Annotated in this window: 17 protein-coding genes; 12 read left to right on the forward strand and 5 right to left on the reverse strand. The window is 45.6% G+C overall.

All coding sequences use genetic code 11. The features are described from left to right. Positions 1-96 precede the first annotated feature (96 nt). A complete protein-coding gene (locus AC58P7_RS00545) occupies positions 97-540 on the forward strand; it encodes a DUF2663 family protein (RefSeq protein ID WP_497339426.1) in 444 nt (147 codons plus the stop codon). Positions 541-571: 31 nt separating this feature from the next. Next, positions 572-1,177 carry a carbohydrate-binding family 9-like protein gene (locus tag AC58P7_RS00550; RefSeq protein ID WP_497339427.1) on the forward strand — a complete coding sequence of 202 codons (606 nt, stop codon included), beginning with the start codon at positions 572-574 and terminating at the stop codon, positions 1,175-1,177. Positions 1,178-1,343: 166 nt separating this feature from the next. Here AC58P7_RS00550 and AC58P7_RS00555 read toward each other — a convergent pair whose 3' ends face one another. Continuing rightward, the gene (locus AC58P7_RS00555; RefSeq protein ID WP_497339428.1) at positions 1,344-2,534 is read right to left on the reverse strand and encodes an ornithine--oxo-acid transaminase; all 1,191 of its coding nucleotides are present in this window, start codon (positions 2,532-2,534) and stop codon (positions 1,344-1,346) included. A gap of 193 nt (positions 2,535-2,727) precedes the next feature. On the opposite strand from AC58P7_RS00555, the gene AC58P7_RS00560 reads away from it, so the two are divergent. After that, positions 2,728-4,194: an aspartate ammonia-lyase gene (locus AC58P7_RS00560; RefSeq protein ID WP_497339429.1), complete on the forward strand. Its 1,467-nt coding sequence runs from the start codon at positions 2,728-2,730 to the stop codon at positions 4,192-4,194. A 69-nt stretch (positions 4,195-4,263) separates the two neighbouring features. Here the strand turns inward: AC58P7_RS00560 and rocF are convergent, their stop codons facing one another. Further along, complete coding sequence (gene rocF / locus AC58P7_RS00565) at positions 4,264-5,181, reverse strand: arginase (protein WP_497339430.1); 918 nt, start codon at positions 5,179-5,181, stop codon at positions 4,264-4,266. A gap of 376 nt (positions 5,182-5,557) precedes the next feature. Here rocF and AC58P7_RS00570 point away from each other — a divergent pair, with 376 nt between their 5' ends. From AC58P7_RS00570 to AC58P7_RS00590, 5 genes are all read left to right on the forward strand, one after another. Further along, the gene (locus AC58P7_RS00570; RefSeq protein WP_497339431.1) at positions 5,558-6,247 is read left to right on the forward strand and encodes a GntR family transcriptional regulator; all 690 of its coding nucleotides are present in this window, start codon (positions 5,558-5,560) and stop codon (positions 6,245-6,247) included. Between the two features lie 107 nt (positions 6,248-6,354). Beyond that, positions 6,355-7,098 carry an ABC transporter ATP-binding protein gene (locus AC58P7_RS00575; protein WP_497339432.1) on the forward strand — a complete coding sequence of 248 codons (744 nt, stop codon included), beginning with the start codon at positions 6,355-6,357 and terminating at the stop codon, positions 7,096-7,098. Then, the gene (locus AC58P7_RS00580) at positions 7,098-7,985 is read left to right on the forward strand and encodes an ABC transporter permease (protein WP_497339433.1); all 888 of its coding nucleotides are present in this window, start codon (positions 7,098-7,100) and stop codon (positions 7,983-7,985) included. The genes AC58P7_RS00575 and AC58P7_RS00580 overlap by 1 nt, the downstream gene beginning before the upstream one ends. 62 nt (positions 7,986-8,047) lie before the next feature. After that, positions 8,048-9,175: an ABC transporter substrate-binding protein gene (locus AC58P7_RS00585; protein WP_497339434.1), complete on the forward strand. Its 1,128-nt coding sequence runs from the start codon at positions 8,048-8,050 to the stop codon at positions 9,173-9,175. A gap of 79 nt (positions 9,176-9,254) precedes the next feature. After that, entirely contained in the window at positions 9,255-10,634 is a 1,380-nt protein-coding gene (locus AC58P7_RS00590) for an allantoinase (RefSeq protein WP_497339435.1), read from the forward strand. 57 nt (positions 10,635-10,691) lie between these two features. Here the strand turns inward: AC58P7_RS00590 and AC58P7_RS00595 are convergent, their stop codons facing one another. Further along, entirely contained in the window at positions 10,692-11,924 is a 1,233-nt protein-coding gene (locus AC58P7_RS00595; protein WP_497339436.1) for an aminopeptidase, read from the reverse strand. A 169-nt stretch (positions 11,925-12,093) separates the two neighbouring features. Here AC58P7_RS00595 and AC58P7_RS00600 point away from each other — a divergent pair, with 169 nt between their 5' ends. The 4 genes from AC58P7_RS00600 to AC58P7_RS00615 all read left to right on the forward strand — a co-directional run bounded on the left by AC58P7_RS00600 (position 12,094) and on the right by AC58P7_RS00615 (position 16,262). Continuing rightward, a complete protein-coding gene (locus AC58P7_RS00600) occupies positions 12,094-13,026 on the forward strand; it encodes a VanW family protein (protein ID WP_497339437.1) in 933 nt (310 codons plus the stop codon). Positions 13,027-13,160: 134 nt separating this feature from the next. Beyond that, on the forward strand, positions 13,161-14,561 hold the full coding sequence (uxaC, locus tag AC58P7_RS00605) for a glucuronate isomerase (RefSeq protein WP_497339438.1): 1,401 nt from the start codon (positions 13,161-13,163) through the stop codon (positions 14,559-14,561). Between the two features lie 232 nt (positions 14,562-14,793). Continuing rightward, positions 14,794-15,774 carry an aldo/keto reductase gene (locus tag AC58P7_RS00610; protein WP_497339439.1) on the forward strand — a complete coding sequence of 327 codons (981 nt, stop codon included), beginning with the start codon at positions 14,794-14,796 and terminating at the stop codon, positions 15,772-15,774. Between the two features lie 74 nt (positions 15,775-15,848). Beyond that, a complete protein-coding gene (locus AC58P7_RS00615) occupies positions 15,849-16,262 on the forward strand; it encodes a MerR family transcriptional regulator (RefSeq protein ID WP_497339440.1) in 414 nt (137 codons plus the stop codon). Between the two features lie 126 nt (positions 16,263-16,388). Here the strand turns inward: AC58P7_RS00615 and AC58P7_RS00620 are convergent, their stop codons facing one another. Both AC58P7_RS00620 and AC58P7_RS00625 read right to left on the reverse strand, forming a co-directional pair. Then, positions 16,389-17,216, reverse strand: a complete 828-nt coding sequence (locus tag AC58P7_RS00620) for a carbohydrate ABC transporter permease (protein WP_497339441.1) — start codon at positions 17,214-17,216, stop codon at positions 16,389-16,391. Further along, positions 17,213-18,100, reverse strand: a complete 888-nt coding sequence (locus tag AC58P7_RS00625; protein ID WP_497339442.1) for a carbohydrate ABC transporter permease — start codon at positions 18,098-18,100, stop codon at positions 17,213-17,215. Before AC58P7_RS00625 ends, AC58P7_RS00620 begins: the two co-directional genes overlap by 4 nt. Positions 18,101-18,104 lie beyond the last annotated feature (4 nt).

Here is an 18,104-nt window from a genome sequence, read left to right on the forward strand (position 1 = left end):
CATCTTCAGCGAGGCGTGAAGAGTGATGCTCTTGGTCTTTTTTTTTGGAAAGAATAGCGGTAGACAAGCATAGCATGGTAATGAGGGGGAGATGCTGTGTTTGGACCTAATATTAATGTGAGTGAAGATACAGACGCTATGCTGAAAGAGTTGCAAAAAAGAAAGCACAAATGGGACAAACTAAAGCAGATACAACCTATCTTATCTATCACGACCGGTGCCATCTTACTTATTGTCATTTATATGTTATATCGTCAAGTGATTGTGCGTTCGGGCGGCAACGCATTAGTGATATTAGATTTACTAATTTCGAATAAACTGTTATGCGGCTTGTTACTCGCCTGTATTTCTCTTTTTCTTTATGCCTCCAATCGAGCGAAGGAAACGGAGAAGGCGAAGAGTAAATATGAAGATTTACGTATAGAAGCGATAGAGCGTCTTGATGCATCGTGGCTCAAAGATGTGAAGTCAGAGGCTCGTGACCAAATTTCAGGCTTCCTATCGAAGGAATATGATATTAATATAGTTTATAAGAATTGAATAAGGAAGAAGTGGGGGAGCTCCAAATCAAATGAAATATGAATGTCGTTACATAGATGAATTTAGTCATGAGAATTGGGAGAAAACGCAAGTTGGTTATTTGCGTGAGGTTGTAACGGGTGACTCGCCAAGGTTGGAAACTCGCTTTCGAGCATGCTGGACAGCGGACAGCTTGTTCATCCGATACGAATGTGAGGATGATCATGTTGTGTCGACGATGACGCGGCGTGATGACCCCCTTTTTGAAGAAGACGTCGTAGAGGTTTTCATTGATACTAAGGGTGGAGGTACCACCTATTATGAGTTTGAGGTGAGCCCGAGGGGCGTGCTATTCGATGCCTTGATCCAAAACTCACTGGATGGCAATAAGGATGTCGATACCTCATGGATGGCGGAAGGATTTCAAGCAACCGTCACAGATGGACCTGATGGATGGCGCATATATGATGTGCGGATCCCATTCGCTGATTTAGATGACGCAGGGGTGCCGCAGGACGGAACGGTGTGGCATTGGAATGTATTCCGGATTGACGATGACCGTGATGGTATTCGGCATTATTGGGCTTGGTCGCCTACCGGCAAGGTTAATTTTCATATTTCTCAGCAATTTGGGGAGCTTGTGTTTGTTAAAGATTGAAGGAAAGCAACGAAGCGAAGCCCCATACATATAGGCTCAGTATCCGAGCCTAATCAAAAAACAGCCTTCCTCGACAGATCAAACTGTTAAAGGAAGGCTGTTTTCTATCTACATTCATTAACCAATTGTACCTTCCTAGATTAGTCACCAAACGGGTTAGATGTTACTAAAGAACATCGTGAAGGTGCTGCCAAGCCCAGTCGAGCTCATCTTTTGTGATGATTAGTGGTGGAGCAAGTCGAATGATATGATCATGTGTTTCCTTGCACAGCAAGCCTTTTTCCATCAATGCTTCGCAGAATGGACGAGCAGCTACCGTCAAATCAATCCCGATAAACAACCCGCGGCCGCGGATTTCTTTGATCAGTGGAGATTGAATTTCCTTGAGCTTCTTTAGGAAATAAGCCCCAAGCTCTTCCGAACGCTCTGCGAGCTGTTCGTTCTCCAACACCTCAAGTGCGGCGATCCCGACGGCGCAACCGAGCGGGTTCCCCCCGAATGTCGAGCCGTGTGAGCCTGGCTCGAATACCTCAAGCACTTCTCGATCCCCGGCAACCGCCGAGATCGGGAATACACCGCCGCCAAGGGCTTTGCCCACGACATAGAGATCTGGGGTGACGCCTTCCCAATCGCAAGCAAAGCGGCGGCCAGTGCGGCCGAATCCGGTCTGGATTTCGTCCGCGATGAACACAACGTTATTCGCCTGACATAGCTCATAGCTCGCACGCAAGTAGCCGTCCGGCGGAATCACGATCCCGGCTTCACCTTGAATGGGTTCGACCATAAATCCAGCTGTATTCGGCCCGATGGCCTCACGCAGAGCAGCCAAATCCCCATAGGGGATGATGCGAAATCCAGGTGTGAATGGACCGAATCCGCGCTGATATTCAGGCGACGAGGAGAAAGATGTGATCGTCACCGTACGTCCATGGAAATTCCCTTCGCACACGATGATCTCTGCCTGTTCAGCGGGAATCCCCTTCACATCGTAGCCCCAACGACGAACGGCTTTCACTGCCGTCTCGACAGCTTCGGCCCCCGTATTCATTGGGAGAATCATGGGTTTATCTGTGTATTGAGCTAATTTCTCATAAAATAAGCCAAGTGTTTCGCTATGAAAAGCTCTAGATGTCAGTGTAACCTTTTCCGCTTGTTCATGCAGAGCCTTCAAAATATGCGGATGACGATGCCCTTGATTCAGAGCGGAATAAGCACTCAGCATGTCCATATATCGATGACCCTCAGGGTCTTCAACCCAAACACCTTCCGCCTTTGAAATAACCAGAGGCAGCGGGTTGTAATTACGTGCACCATATTTCTCGGTTTGTTCAATGATATTGGAGCTTTGCGTAGGCATATTTTTCCTCCCCATAATTAGGTCATAGAATCTTCAGGTGTACTTCATTGTATTCTAGTATTAGCGTACAATGACATCCTAAGTATATAATTAAAAATAGGTGAGGAGTCCATTCTTAGCTTTACCGTGCATATCCCTCACTTTTAAGCTAAAAATAACCATGTTAAAGGACTCATTGCCCCAGCCGGATTCAATGGAAGTTTTGGGAACGAAATATGAAGTGAAAAAGGATGGTAGTCGGATGACTTATCGCATCGAGAAAGACTTTTTAGGTGAAAAGCAAGTCCCGTCTCATGCCTATTATGGCATTCAAACGATGAGAGCAATTGAGAATTTCCCCATTACGGGGGTCACCATTCATGTAGAGCTTATTACGGCATTGGCTGAAGTGAAGCGTGCAGCTGCACAAGCGAATATGGATACGCACATGCTGCCTAAGAAAATAGGAGAAGCTTTAGTAAAAGCGGCTGAAGAAGTGAGCGGTGGACGGCTTATTGAAGAATTTATTGTCGATTCCATTCAAGGCGGAGCAGGAACCTCCATTAATATGAATATGAACGAAGTGCTGGCTAATCGGGCCTTAGAGCTGATAGGTGAGGAGAAAGGCAGTTACTTCCACTGTAACCCGAATAATCATGTGAACATGTCACAATCGACAAATGACGTGATTCCAACAGCGATTAAGATAGCCGCATATCGCTTATCCGAGCAATTAATAGAGGCACTAAGCTCGTTACAAAGTGCGTTTGCGCGGAAGGAAATTGAGTTTGATGATGTGATTAAAATGGGCCGAACACATCTTCAAGATGCCGTACCTATCCGTATGGGACAAGAATTTGGCGCCTACGCGCGTGTGTTGATGCGTGATATCAATCGAATCAAGCAAGCGATGCGGGGGCTTTTGATCGTCAATATGGGTGCCACAGCTGTAGGCACTGGGCTTAATGCGAAACCTGAATATGTGGAACGTGTGATGTTTCATTTGAAAGGATCAGCAGGAATTCCAGTCGAAATTTCGGAGCACTTAGTTGATGGGACACAAAACATGGATGCCTACACAGAGTTGTCTGCTTCCTTAAAAGTATGCGCCGTCAACCTCTCGAAAATATGCAATGATATCCGTATGATGGCATCTGGACCTCGCGCTGGGTTAGGTGAACTGAAGCTGCCGCCAAGACAGCCTGGTTCTTCCATTATGCCAGGGAAAGTAAACCCAGTGATGCCAGAAGTCGTGAATCAGGTCGCGTTCCAAGTCATTGGAAATGACCATACGATTTGTCTGGCCTGTGAAGCGGGTCAATTTGAGCTTAACGTAATGGGGCCTGTCTTAGCCTTTAATCTCTTGCAATCACTTAAAATATTACGAAACGCAGCCAGCGTGTTTGAACGCTTCGCAATTGAGGGCTTGGAAGCCGATCGGGAGCGCTGTAAGAATTACGTTGAGCAGAGCTTCGGCATCGTCACAGCCTTAAACCCTCATCTTGGTTATGAGGTTGCCGCGCAGCTTGTGAAAGAAGCGGTTCGTACGGGACATACACTGAAGGAGCTCATTCTGGAAAGAGGTTTGCTTACACCAGAGGAGATTGAAGAAATTTTGAATCCGATTCAAATGACCACACCTGGGATAGCAGGCGACAGATTGCTTCGACCAGCAGACTAAACATTAGAAATGACAATACCCCCGCCTCAGTAAATGAGCGGGGGTTATTTGTGTAATCATTCAAACGGCTTATAATATTTGCTCACCGAACAAGGAGCTGATGAGGCTAACTGCCAACTGGGAGGTTTTGTTGCTGTCATCCAGAAGCGGATTTACCTCAACAAATTCGGCAGAAGTCACGATACCGGCTTCATGCAGCATTTCAACGGCGAGATGAGCTTCACGGAATTGAAGTCCACCTTTGACGGCAGTCCCGGTTCCTGGTGCTTCCATGGGATCTACGGAATCAACATCATAACTGAGATGAACGCCATCTGTTTTTATTTTAATATAATCAATAGCTTCTTGCATCACATGTGCCATTCCTTTGCGGTCAATATCATACATGGTAAAGCATTTAATACCAAGCGAGCGAATCAGTTTCTTCTCCCCCGTGTCCAGTGAGCGAGCCCCGATGAGTACGATATTTTCCGGCTTCACCTTCGGGTTCACCCCCCTTATATCTGTTAGTAAAGGATGCCCTATGCCCATGCTGACAGCAAGCGACATTCCATGTATATTGCCAGATGGGCTTGTATCCGGTGAATTTAAGTCAGAATGGGCATCAATCCAGATGACCCCTAAGTTTGAATAATGGCTAGATAATCCCGCTATCGTGCCAATAGCAATGCTATGATCGCCACCGATAATGAGTGGGAAATCACCTCGGCTGACAACCTGAGAAACCTGCTCGGCGAGCTGGGTATTAATCTCAATAACCTCTGCAAAATAATTGAGATTGCGTGACTCCACTTGTGCATCTAAGGGAGTTGCTGTGTCATTAACGAGACGAAGATCAGCAACGTGATCAACGGTATAATCTAATTGCTGCAGCTCTTGAATTAATCCTGCTTCAAAAATGGCCTTAGGTCCATGACTTGCACCTCGGCGACCTGCCCCAAGATCAAAGTTGACACTGATTGCAGCGATTTTCGGTTTGATACTCATCGGATCAACTCCTTTTTATTGGATGACTAGACAATAAATCCTCGGGTTGCGCTCCTTTGACTAACATTCCCAATCTACATGTAACCATCCTTCTTTACTATATGAAGCTATATTTTCTTTGTTCAGCTTGTAAATTCCTTTTTATGTGAGGTCAAAATGGGGCTACTACCTTAAATGTTATATAACATAACATTGATAATGTGATTCCGTCGATTTATCACCTAATTTTATGACTAAAAACAAATTCGCTAAGAATTTTTGTCTGTTATCCTAAAATACAACTAAAATGATGTTATATATATTGACACTAAAACTAATATTCTTTACGATCATGGTAAATCTTACTTCACATCATGGTGATTGGAGAATAGTGCCTATGCTACAAGCGAATGAACTTGAGATGTACACAGCTATTAAAGATGCGATCATTGAACAAAAGCTTCGCCCCAATATGCAGCTCGTGGAGGAAGTGCTGGCCGAGTCTTTCGGAGTAAGCCGAACCCCAGTGCGCAATGTATTGCGTCGAATGGCGAGTGAGAAGCTTGTCACGGTCATTCCCTATAAGGGAACGTTCGTTGCTTGTCCCTCGGCTCACGAGGCGAAGGAAGTGTTTGAAATGCGCCGAGTGATTGAAGCGGCAGCAATCCGTAAGGCGAGCAGTAAGCTGACAGGAGAACAGTTTCTCCAGCTCAAAACGATGCTCGATGACGAACACGAAGCTCATCATCAAGGCGATTTGTTAGGCGCATTGCGCATATCTGGAGATTTCCATTTGCGAATTGCTGAGATGGCTGGTAATTATTACTACTATCACTACTTGGAAGAATTAGTGTCGCTTACGTATGTCATTATTGCCTTTTATGGAATGAAGAAAAATCGCTATTGCCATGATCATGGGCAAATTTTAAAAGCGCTTCGCGAGGGAAATGTCGATCTTGCTGAACGATTTATGGTTGAACATCTCAGAGAAATCGAGGTTTCCTTGGATTTTGAAGAGCATGAAGCGAAAACACAATCCCTTTCAGATATTTTCAAATCGCGCAGCCACGCTCCTGTCAGAAGGTAGCTTTTTTTAAATCATAAATTGTATACAATCTTGTGTGTGAATCGCGTTTACATTGCATACAACACAAGGTTGGTGGAAAACGTTGAGTGTAAGAAGGGGATGAGAGCATGCAGCTAACGGTTAAAGGGGTAGGGAAAAGCTACGGAGATCGTACGGTTCTGAAATCGGTGGATTTGACGGTATTTTCGCATGAATTTATATGCATATTGGGGCATAGCGGGTGTGGAAAGTCTACGTTATTAAATATGGTGGCTGGTTATTTACTTCCAGATGAGGGAGAGATCACGGTTGATGGCGTGCCTATCAAAGGGCCTTCCAAATCCAGAGGAATGGTTTTTCAGGATCATGCTCTTTTCCCATGGTATACAGTACTTGAGAACATTTCCTTCGGACCTGATGTGCAGGGCTTGTCGAAGGGGAAAGCAAAAGAAATAGGGATGGAATTTCTACAGCTTGTAGGGTTAGACAATTATGCAAATCATTATCCCGCTGAGCTATCCGGTGGAATGAAACAGCGGGTTGGTATCGCAAGAGCGTTGGCCAGTTCGCCTGAAATTCTATTGATGGATGAACCCTTTGGGGCGCTGGATATTTTAACACGAGACATGATGCGCAGGGAGCTTAGACGTATCTGCGCGAAGCTGAAGCCAACGATACTCTTTGTCACCCATAGTATTAGTGAGGCTGTGTATTTGGCTGATCGGGTCGTCGTTATGAAGGATGGAGAGATTGCAGAAACCTTCCCCATTCGAATTGAGCATCCGCGAACATTTGAATCCCCAGGATTCAGTGAAGCGTTGCATAACATCGAGCGAATTCTCATGGAAGATGAAATCGAGGAGGCGATCTGATGAGTGATCCATTGGTATCCGTTGTAAGTGATAATGAATTAATGTTAACAGGGACAAAGGTTGTTAAGTCCCCTCAGAAACGCATCGCTAACAAGGAAAGCTGGTTCGTGCGATGGAATATCATGCCGTTCATCACGTTTTTCCTCGTATGGGAGGCTTTTTCACAGTTGAATGAGAAAATGATTTGGTTTAATCCCCTCTTTTTACCGCCACCATCCTTGATTGTATCGGACGCCTGGGATTTGGCAAAGACAGGTATCATTGTTGAAAGCTTAGTTTCGAGCTCGATTCGTATCGCATTGGGCTTCATCATCGGGTGTATAGTCGCCGTGGTGTTCGGCATTCTGATGAGTAAATTTCGAACCTTTGAACGATGGATGTCACCGATCCTCAATCTCGTTAGTCCCATTCCTGCCTTAGCACTTCTGCCCTTGTTCATCATCTGGTTTGGAATTGGGGAATTTCCTAAGGTGTTGCTTATCGCTTGGACGACATTCGTTCCCGTTCTTGTGTATACCGTTGACGGCTTCAAATCTGTCCCATCCACGCTTATTCGCTCTGCACTAAGTCTTGGGGCTTCGGAACGGCAAATTTTCACCCGAGTTATGATTCCCTCCGCTATCCCGAACTTCATCGTTGGCGCACGTGTAAGCCTAGGATTGTCATTCTCTGCGCTGATTGTTTCCGAGATGATGGGGGCGAGGTCAGGACTGGGTTATATCATTGTGGATGCAAGGAATTATTTTAAAATTTCCAACATGTTTGTGGCCATTATTTTAATTGGCTTATCATACAGCTTGTTTTCTTTCTTAGTGAAATTGGTGGAGAGGAGGGTCCTCGCTTGGCGTAAAGGCGGGATTAGAGATGCAGTAGAGAAGCAGCGTTGAAGTTGTAGTGAAGTGGTAGTGGTGAAATCAAAACAAATAGAGAGATACGTGGAGGGAAACACATGAAAAACAAACGGATTTGGGCGCAATCATTCTTGGTTATGATAACAGCAGCTATGGTCGTGACAGCATGTAGTTCCAAAGAGGCATCAACGAGTACAACACCAGCAGCATCCGTGGCGGCAATAGCTACTGCGGCACCTGCCGCAGCTGCGACCATGGCAGCAACACCTGCAGCTGCAGTCCCCGAAACGAAGGACGTGACCTTAGTCGGTGTACGCGATGCACAAATCTCTTCGCAACAAATCATAGCGGATAAGCTTGGCTACTTCAAAGAATCAGGACTCAACGTAACCTCTCAACTCATCGAAAGTGGACCCGATATTGGACCTATGGTTGCAGGCGGAAGCGCACCATTGTCCATTCAAACGAACTTCATGGATATTATTTTGAAATCCTCCAATGTACCGGTTAAAATTGTAGCGCCACTTGCCCAAATTGCAGGCACGCAAGCTGTGGTTGGTTCGAAGAATTTGGTGCTGAAATCGGCTAAGGACCTCGAAGGCAAAACCATCGGGATCCCGAATGGCGCCGACGTGAAAATTGCCATTGATAACATGGGGAAAGAGCTTGGCGTAGATGTGACGAAAATTAAATATGTGAACATCGCACCAAGTGATGCCGTCGTTGCGTTGCAAAAAGGCGATATTGATGCCCTAGCTTGCTGGGAGCCATTTATCACCAAAGCGATTCAAGGTGGCGGGAAGTTCTTATTCAGTGGAACGAAGAGTGACTTGCCGGATAAAAAAGGTGATGTGAACTGGATGAGCGTACATACGACCATGCAGGTTTCCGATGATTACATTAAGAAAAATCCGAATACGATTAAAGCGATTTTGGCTGGACTTGAAAAAGCAACGAAATACATCAATAGTAACCGTGATGACGCCATCAAAATCCTCGCACCTGAGCTTCACTTGAGTGTGGATGAGTTAACGCAAATCATGAGTCGAAATGTGTATTCAATGGAAGTGAATGACACGTATGTGAACGGTAGTAATGGCGCTGCGGTTGGTGAATATTTGAAAGCCGTTGGCAATATTAAAACCATTCCAAAAGCCGAGTCTTACCATGACTTAAGCTTGTTAAAATCCGTAGATCCTGCGCTCATTAAAGTGGAATTGAAATAATGACATTGTAAACGCAGGGCCGAGGCATACGTGTTTCGGCCCTGCTGCTATTCATACGTGTGTAAACGAGGTGAAACGAATGAGCGAACGACTCGATATGATGATTCGAAACGGTTCTGTTGTCGGACTGGATGACGTCCGTTTTCTGGATATAGGGATTAAGGATGGTAAGATTACACATTTAGGAGAACGCCTGCCTATGGAGGCAAAGCAGGTGGTGGATGCTTCGGGAAACTTCATCATATCAGGTGTGATCGATATTCATGTTCATTTGAATGAACCAGGTCTCGGTGATTGGGAAGGCTTCGCTACAGGATCAGCTGCTCTAGCTGCTGGAGGCTGCACGGCCTATCTCGATATGCCGCTGAATGGGGTGCCGCCGACAGTGACGGTCGCCGCATTGGAGCTGAAGCGGGAGGCCGCCCGTGGACAATCCTCGGTAGATTATGGGCTGTGGGGAGGACTTGTCCCCGGGCATTTGGAGGATTTGGAAGCGCTGAATGAAGCAGGCGTCATCGGGTTCAAAGCGTTCATGTCCGCGCCAGGTGATCCGGGTGAGGAGGCCTTTCGCGAAGTCGATGACCTCACCTTGTGGGAAGGGATGAAGCGCATTGCACGGATGAACCGTGTGCTGGCGCTTCACGCGGAGAGTGAAGCGATCGTCTCGCGAATCGCGCGCGAGAAGCAAGCGAGTGGCATGGTTTCAGCGGGTGATTACAGCGCTTCGAGGCCTATTATCGCCGAGCTTGAGGCGGTGAATCGCGCGCTGTTTTACGCAGAACTAACGGGGTGTCCGCTGCATTTTGTGCATATTAGCTCAGAAGCAGCTGTTATTCGGATTGTTGAGGCTAAGCGGCGGGGGATGGATGTCACGCTGGAAACGTGCCCGCATTATTTAGTATTGTCGGACGAGGATTTGGAATGGATAGGCCCTACGGCAAAATGCGCTCCTCCACTCCGAAGCAGGGCTGAGCAGGAAAAGCTGTGGGAGGCGCTGCGACTTGGCTACATTGACATGATTTCGTCGGATCATTCACCTTGTCCTGGTGGGCTGAAAGAATCAGCGAATTATTTCGAGGCTTGGGGTGGTATTTCAGGTGCGCAGAGCACACTTGCCCTTATGTTGGATGAAGGTTATCTGAAGCGGGGGATTCCGCTGAATCATTTAAGCCAGTTACTTTCTTATGCACCTGCCAAAAGGTTTGGCCTTCTTCCTCATAAGGGTGTCATTCAGATAGGTGCTGATGCAGATCTCGTGATGGTTTCTCTCACAGAGGGGTATGAACTGAAAGCTGACGACTTATGGTATAAGCATAAGCACAGTCCTTATGTGGGTAGAGAATTTGGATGTAAAGTGCTTTCAACCTGGAGTCGCGGTCGACTCGTGTATGAAGATAAAGCGGGCGTTCATGCTGAGAGGTCTGGGGAGTGGTTGCGGGGTTTATCGTGTGTATTGTAGGTTGAATGAAAAAGGCTCAGGTCGTAGTTTATTAACTACAATCCGAGCCTTTCTATATTAGAATGCCCAATTCCCCTTGCGGAAAATCGGTTCAATGGTGCCATCTGCGTGCTCACCGTCAATATCCATCTCCGCGGAGCCGATCATGAAATCGACGTGAATGAGGCTGTCGTTCAATCCAGCTTGCAGCTGATCTTCTTTGGTCATCTTCGTTCCGCCTTCAATGCAAGTCGGGAAGGCTCGACCGAGGGCCAGATGGTTTGATGCATTTTCATCATAGAGCGTGTTGAAAAAGATTAAATTCGTGTTCGAAATCGGGGAGACATGCGGCACAAGTGCGATTTCACCCAAGAAATGTGCGCCTTCATCCATCTCGATCATGGCTTGCAGGGATTCAAAGCCTTGTTCAGCTGTATAATGCGTGACGCGGCCTTGCTCGAAAGTGATTGAGAATTTATCGATCAAACTTCCTTGGTAGCTTAATGGCTTGGTGCTGCAAACCGTGCCGTTCGTTCCTAAACGGTTAGGAGAAATGAACACTTCCTCTGTCGGGATGTTCGGGTTGAAATCGAAGTCGCCTGTTTCGTTCGTAGCGGAACCCCCACGCCAGATGTGTTTTGGCGGGAGTTCAACGGTAAGTTGAGTGCCAGGAGCACGGTAATGAATTTTATGAAATTGCTTCGCATTCAATTGTTCCCGTTTGCTTCGGAGTGTCGCGTTATGGTCGTGCCATGTCTTCACGGGATTCTCTTGATCTACACGAGTAGCTTCAAAAATAGCATCCCATAAGGCGCTTACAGCTGCCTGATCTTCGAGATCAGGGAAAACCTTCTGTGCCCAAGCAATCGAAGGAACAGCGATGATGGACCACGTCATTTTATAGGAGGACATGTATTCTCGCCATTTGACTAGCTTAGGACCCGCCGCTTTGGCATTCGCTGAGATACGAGCAGGATCTACATCCTTGAGCAACTCCGGATTATCAGCATCGATCCATAAGTAGGCGCCATTGATTTCGGCTAACTCGGTTAGCGCTTGCGCGCGCCAAGTTGGATATTCATTGAACGCTTCTTCAGGCGCGTGTGTATAGCGGATTTGTGTACAGATTTCATCCTGCCATTCAATATGTACATGCTTGGCGCCAGTTTCATACGCTTTGCGGGTTATGAGTCGCACGAAATCAGGGTGCCCAATTGGCGCATGAATCCAAAGCGATTGACAGGTTTGAATGTTGAGTGCTACTCGTACCGTCAGCTCCGCATATTTCTCAAGATTTTGTTCAAACGTCATTAGAAAAATCCTCCTTTTACTCCGTCTTGCTTGAAGTTTATCGCTCTGTTCGCTTACTGTCAAATAAATTTTACCGTTCGAAAAATTTGTAAATTAAAATGTATCTTAGTTGTTATTGCATGGAATTTTTACATTTGTTTACACTATGGGCTGGAGGTGAATTGCGTTCATGCGCTATGAATGGCTATTGGGCTTGTTGTTGCTAGCCCATCCCAAAGAAATACCTTTTCAACTATTAGAAAACCCGAATGGAGAGCGGATCGCTCAGATTCAGCGAGAGCCTTACTCGATACATCTCCTGGATGTGCCGATGGTGGATGCTCAGAAATTAAACCGGCTTGCGGAGCAAATTGACAAGTCGATTTACCGAAAGCCGATCAATGCGAGCATTAATGATAGTGGTGGACTTGTGAAGGAGGTCGCAGGCGTTAGGTTGAATCGTCGTGCGTTTCTCAATCAGTTTTATGAACAGTTCTATGCAGAAGGCCCTATGAAGGTGGAACTTCCGCTGCAATCCATATATCCCAAAGTAGACAGTGAATTGCTTGCAAGCATACGTGTTCGTCCTATAGGATATTATGTTACCTATTTTAATTCCAACAATAAACACCGTGTTACGAATCTCAAATTAGCTTCTCAGGCTATCAACAATTATGTTGTGCAACCGAATGAGACGTTTTCCTTTAATCGGGTCGTTGGGGTTCGAACGCCAAACAGGGGGTATATGCCAGCTAAAATTATTGTAAGGGGCGAATTCTCAGAGGGGATAGGCGGAGGCATCTGTCAAATATCCTCAACCCTATTTAATGCTGTAGACCGCGCAGGTCTCACCATAATTGAAAGGTACTCCCATAGCCGATCGGTGCCCTATGTGCCGCAGGGAAGAGATGCAACAGTCAATTGGGGCGGGCCTGATTTTAGCTTTAGAAACGATTATAATCAGCCTATCTTAATTCGAGCGCACACGTTGCCTGGACGGGTCCAAATCAGTATTTCATCTTCTGACCTTATCAATTTCAAAGCACGCCATGTGCCTGGTGCAGCAGAAGCAATCCCAGAAGAAATTGAAACGAATTCAAATGTAGGAAAAATGCTCCCTTAACCCTAGGAGCCTATCAGGAGGTCAATATATGCATATTTTATGAAATTAAAGTACGAAATCGCAAGATTTTCGAGCTGATCTTTTGCTAATATAGAAGGCAGATCATTCAGCTTGAGAAGGGTGGAAATCGCTTTATGAAAACGTTTTTAGATGAGAATTTCTTACTTACGAATGAAACCGCAGTACATCTTTTTCATGAATATGCCAAAGATCTGCCGATTATTGACTATCACTGCCATTTAAGTCCTAAGGAAATCTATGAAAATAAACAGTTCAATAACCTAACCGAAGCTTGGTTATATGGGGACCACTACAAATGGCGGATGATGCGTGCCAATGGCGTAGACGAGTCCAAGGTTACTGGCGAAGCTAGTGATTATGATCGCTTTGTAGCTTGGGCAGCGACGCTTCCGATGGCGATTGGGAATCCGTTGTATCACTGGTCCCACATGGAGCTTCAAACGTATTTCGGCGTATACGAACTTATTAATGAGCAGAATGCACCAGCGATTTGGGAAAAAGTGAACGCGAAGCTAGCTGAAGGAGGATCGCGTGCTAGAGACCTCATCACAAACTCCAAAGTAACGGTTATTTGTACGACAGACGATCCCGTGGATTCCTTGGAATATCATATCAAAATTAAAGATATTGAAGGTTTTGAAACACAGGTGCTGCCATCGTACCGTCCGGATAAGGCGTTGGAAATCAATCGTGCGACGTTCCTTCCATGGATTAATCAACTCGAAAAAGCTGTAGGCACGCCTATCCGCACATATGATGACTTGCTAGCGGGTCTAGAAAGCCGCGCAGTATTCTTCGACTCCGTAGGATGTAAGGTATCTGACCACGCCCTGGACTATGTGCCTTTCGCAGTAGCTACGAAAGAAGAAGTTGACGCTATCTTCGCTGCAGGACTTGCTGGTCAGTCAGTTAGCTTAGAAGATGAAAAGAAATACAAAGCGTTCACGCTATTATTCTTAGGCGGTATCTATAAGAAGCTGGATTGGGCGATGCAATACCACATTAACGCGTCTAGAAATAACAATGGACAGGCTTTCGCAACGTTAGGACCAGATACAGGTTTTGACTCCATCGGTGACAGTCCAGTGGCAAGTGCGTTAACAGGGTTGTTGTCCTCCTTGGCTGTAGCGAATTCATTGCCGCGCACGATTCTCTACTCGTTGAATGCGCGGGATAACGAAATTCTAGCTTCCTTAATGGGCAGCTTCCAAGGCGATGGCATCGCTGGCAAAATCCAACTAGGCGCCGCATGGTGGTTCAATGATACACGGGATGGCATGGTATCCCAAATGAAATCACTAGGTAACTTCGGTTTGCTAGGAAGTTTTGTGGGCATGCTGACAGATTCGCGCAGCTTCTTATCCTACACGCGTCATGATTACTTCCGCCGGATTCTATGTAATCTGTTCGGTGAATGGGTCGAAGCGGGCGAGTTCCCGAACGACGAGCAGCTATTGAAGCAGTTAGTTCAAGGCATTTCGTACAACAATGCAAAGCAATATTTTGGATTTTAATGTTGAAACCTTCGTGCGAGCGTTAGCTTGCATGGAGGTTTTTTTGACCATATAAGAAAGTATATGTGTTCAGTTACTGGAAGCGGCTTTCTAATTGGTGAATGATGCGTCATTAAGTGGATTGACAAGTTAACCACTCACTGCGTAGCATGATCACTTGACTTGGAGTTCACTCCAAGGAGTAGACTACATAGGAAGGAAACAATATCTATTGGAAGTGAGGAACAATCAAATGGAATATGTGAAACTTGGAAATACGGGCCTGGACGTATCGCGGCTTAGTCTAGGCTGTATGAGCTTTGGTGTAGCAGAGCGGTGGACTCATCCATGGGTACTTAATGAAGAGCACAGTCGTCCTATTATAAAAAAAGCGCTGGAGCTTGGTATCAATTTTTTTGATACGGCGAATATCTATTCAGACGGAACCAGCGAGGAGATTGTTGGACGAGCGCTTAAGGATTATGCGAATCGTGATGAGATTGTCCTCGCGACAAAAGTTCATTTCCGTATGCATCAAGGTCCCAATGGTGCTGGTCTTTCCCGAAAGGCTATCATGAGTGAAATGGATAAGAGTCTTAAGAGATTGGGAACTGATTATGTAGACCTATATCAAATCCATCGCTGGGATTACAATACGCCTATCGAAGAAACGATGGAAGCCTTGCATGATGTTGTGAAGGCTGGGAAGGCAAGATACATTGGTGCTTCTGCGATGTACGCATGGCAATTCTTAAAGGCATTACATGTTGCTGAAAAAAATGGGTGGACCCGGTTTGTGTCGATGCAAAATCATCTAAACCTCATATACCGTGAAGAGGAGAGAGAGATGATGCCACTTTGTAAGGATCAAAAAATCGGCGTGATCCCATACAGCCCGCTGGCATCAGGAAGATTAGCGCGTGATTGGTCGGAAACAACGCATCGTTCTGAAACCGATCAAGCTCAGAAATCTAAATATGATGCATTTGCAAGCAAGGATAGAGTGATTGTAGAGCGACTTTCAGCAATCGCAGAAAAACGTGGCGTTCCCCGGGGGCAAATCGCACTTGCCTGGTTGTTGCAGAAAGAACCCGTAACAGCTCCGATTATCGGTGTTACGAAAATATCTCATCTTGATGATGCGGTAGCTGCTCTTTCAGTTACGTTAACTCCTGAAGAAATTGCATCGCTGGAAGAGATGTATGTTCCCCATCGGGTAGTTGGTGCAGTTTGATAAAAAGAAACAACAAGAACGCCCTATTCATTATCATGGGCTTTCTTATTGGGAGATAAGGCGGTGAAAACGGCATGTTGATAGCAGAAGCAAGTGAGAAATTTGATTTATCACAGGATACACTCCGCTATTATGAACGGATCGGACTTATTCCACGAGTGAACCGCAATAAAAGCGGAATCAGGGATTATACGGAAGAAGACTGCAGGTGGGTTGAATTTATCAAATGTATGCGTGGTGTAGGTCTTCCAATTGAGATTCTGATTGAGTATGTTGGGTTATTTCAGCAGGGCGATGAAACCATAGATGCCAGAAAAGAACTCCTAATCGAGCAGCGTAAGCAGCTCGTAACCAGAATGGAAGAGATGAAGAAAGTGTTAGAACGCATGGATGATAAAATTGCAAGATATGAAGGGACAATACTTGAAAAAGAAAAAACGCTCTCCCTTCAATCGCCTCTTCTGTGCAGTACTCAACCCGCTGATTGATCGTTCAGGGCAATGGAAAGCTAGCGTTCTAACGATGCTTAGAAGAAAAGTCTGCCTTAGCTGGTATGTATACCGCTGGGCAGACTTTTTAGCTTTTGACGATACGATGAGTTCGATCGTGTGCAATTATCCTTTGACAGCTCCAGCAACCATACCCTTGATGATAAAGCGCTGCATGAACAAGAAGAACAGAATCGGCGGTGTTGTTGTGAACACAACCGCAGTTAGCGCGTAGTTCCACTCACTTTTATACTGGCCAAAGAATTTGTAGGACGCTAGCTGGAGCGTGGCTTCTTTGCCGTTTAGCATGATGAGCGGCAGCAAGAAGTCGTTCCAAATCCACATCACATTCAGGATGGCAACCGTGCTGATCACGGGTACCATAATCGGAAATACGATCCCATAAAAAATGCGGTACGACGAGCACCCATCTATCGCCGCGCACTCTTCGAGCTCCATCGGGATTTGTTTCACGAAACCGTGGAACATAAATATGGCGAGCGGACAGCCGAGTCCCCAGTAAATCACATTCAGGCCGCTCAAGCTGTTAATGAGATGCAATTCCTTGGATAGCTTCGTCAATGTAATCATGAACGATTGAAACGGCAGCATCATAGGTGATATGGCCAGGAAGAATAGGAATGCGCTAAGTCTCGACTTGGTACGGGATAATTTATAGCCTGCCATTGAACCGAAGAGGAGAATCCCAATAACGCTGATGCCTGTTATAAACAAGGTGTTCCAGAACAGCTTTGGATATTTCATCAAATCCCAGACTTGCACGTAATTCTCAAAGCTTAATGCGCGCGGCAAGCTGACCACATTGGTGACGACTTCTTTATAGTCCTTGAAGGTATTGATGACGACCAGGAAGAGGGGGTAGAGAAACGCACACGTTAGCGCAATGGTGACAATCTCCAATAGTATCAAATTTCTACGGCTGCGCTTGGTCATGCTTCCACTTCCTTACTTTTGAAAAATTTGACCTGCAGAATGGTAATAAGCAGGATCAGAACGACGAACAGCAGTGATTTCGCAGTTGCATAACCGAAGCGATTATTGACGAAGGCTTCGTTGTAAATGTCCATGGTGATACTTGTCGTCGAGCCGCCAGGGCCGCCGAAGGTTAACGTATAAATGATATCGAACACCTTGAGAGAGTTCGCAATTGTCAAAAAGAACGCAACAGTTAAAGAAGGCATTAATAAGGGCAGTGTAATGGTGAAAAAGCGCTTTAAACCGACCACGCCATCAATGGAGGCTGCTTCATTCAACTCCGAAGGAATAGATTGAAGGCCTGTAATATAAATCATCATATAGAATCCAACGGACTGCCAGACACTAACAAGTAAAATGGAGATAAAAGCTAAATGTTGATTACCTAACCAACTCCACTGAAACATCGACCAGTGAGTCAGTACATACAAAGCGTCGAAAACCCGTGTGAACATGAATTTCCAAATAAAACCGATAATCACCAAGCTGATAATGTTCGGGATGAAAAAGGCGGCGCGAAGCACAGCTTTCGATTTCAATCCTTTTGTTAAGATAACCGCAAGTGTTATCGCAATCACATTCGTCAAAATCACATTCATGATTCCGTACAACAGCGTGAACAACAGGGATTGCAAGGTGCCAGTATCTGTTGTAAAAAGCTCAACAAAATTATCAAAGCCGATAAATTTGATGTTTTTACCTACGCCGTTCCATTTGGTCAACGAGTAATAAAGTGACATACAGAAGGGGATGATGGCTGCAAGCATAATAAAAATCATTGCCGGGGAAACAAATACGAAAAACTCCGTGTAGCTTCTGGCTCTTTTATGAATAGCTTTCATTATT

The organism is Paenibacillus sp. J22FR5, from assembly GCF_059691975.1.

Coding starts and splice junctions, on each gene's coding strand:
- AC58P7_RS00550 (WP_497339427.1), top strand. CDS start 572: ATGAAATATGAATGTCGTTACATAGATGAATTTAGTCATGAGAATTGG.
- AC58P7_RS00555 (WP_497339428.1), bottom strand. CDS start 2,534: ATGCCTACGCAAAGCTCCAATATCATTGAACAAACCGAGAAATATGGT.
- AC58P7_RS00560 (WP_497339429.1), top strand. CDS start 2,728: ATGGAAGTTTTGGGAACGAAATATGAAGTGAAAAAGGATGGTAGTCGG.
- rocF (WP_497339430.1), bottom strand. CDS start 5,181: ATGAGTATCAAACCGAAAATCGCTGCAATCAGTGTCAACTTTGATCTT.
- AC58P7_RS00570 (WP_497339431.1), top strand. CDS start 5,558: ATGCTACAAGCGAATGAACTTGAGATGTACACAGCTATTAAAGATGCG.
- AC58P7_RS00575 (WP_497339432.1), top strand. CDS start 6,355: ATGCAGCTAACGGTTAAAGGGGTAGGGAAAAGCTACGGAGATCGTACG.
- AC58P7_RS00580 (WP_497339433.1), top strand. CDS start 7,098: ATGAGTGATCCATTGGTATCCGTTGTAAGTGATAATGAATTAATGTTA.
- AC58P7_RS00585 (WP_497339434.1), top strand. CDS start 8,048: ATGAAAAACAAACGGATTTGGGCGCAATCATTCTTGGTTATGATAACA.
- AC58P7_RS00590 (WP_497339435.1), top strand. CDS start 9,255: ATGAGCGAACGACTCGATATGATGATTCGAAACGGTTCTGTTGTCGGA.
- AC58P7_RS00595 (WP_497339436.1), bottom strand. CDS start 11,924: ATGACGTTTGAACAAAATCTTGAGAAATATGCGGAGCTGACGGTACGA.
- AC58P7_RS00600 (WP_497339437.1), top strand. CDS start 12,094: ATGCGCTATGAATGGCTATTGGGCTTGTTGTTGCTAGCCCATCCCAAA.
- uxaC (WP_497339438.1), top strand. CDS start 13,161: ATGAAAACGTTTTTAGATGAGAATTTCTTACTTACGAATGAAACCGCA.
- AC58P7_RS00610 (WP_497339439.1), top strand. CDS start 14,794: ATGGAATATGTGAAACTTGGAAATACGGGCCTGGACGTATCGCGGCTT.
- AC58P7_RS00615 (WP_497339440.1), top strand. CDS start 15,849: ATGTTGATAGCAGAAGCAAGTGAGAAATTTGATTTATCACAGGATACA.
- AC58P7_RS00620 (WP_497339441.1), bottom strand. CDS start 17,216: ATGACCAAGCGCAGCCGTAGAAATTTGATACTATTGGAGATTGTCACC.
- AC58P7_RS00625 (WP_497339442.1), bottom strand. CDS start 18,100: ATGAAAGCTATTCATAAAAGAGCCAGAAGCTACACGGAGTTTTTCGTA.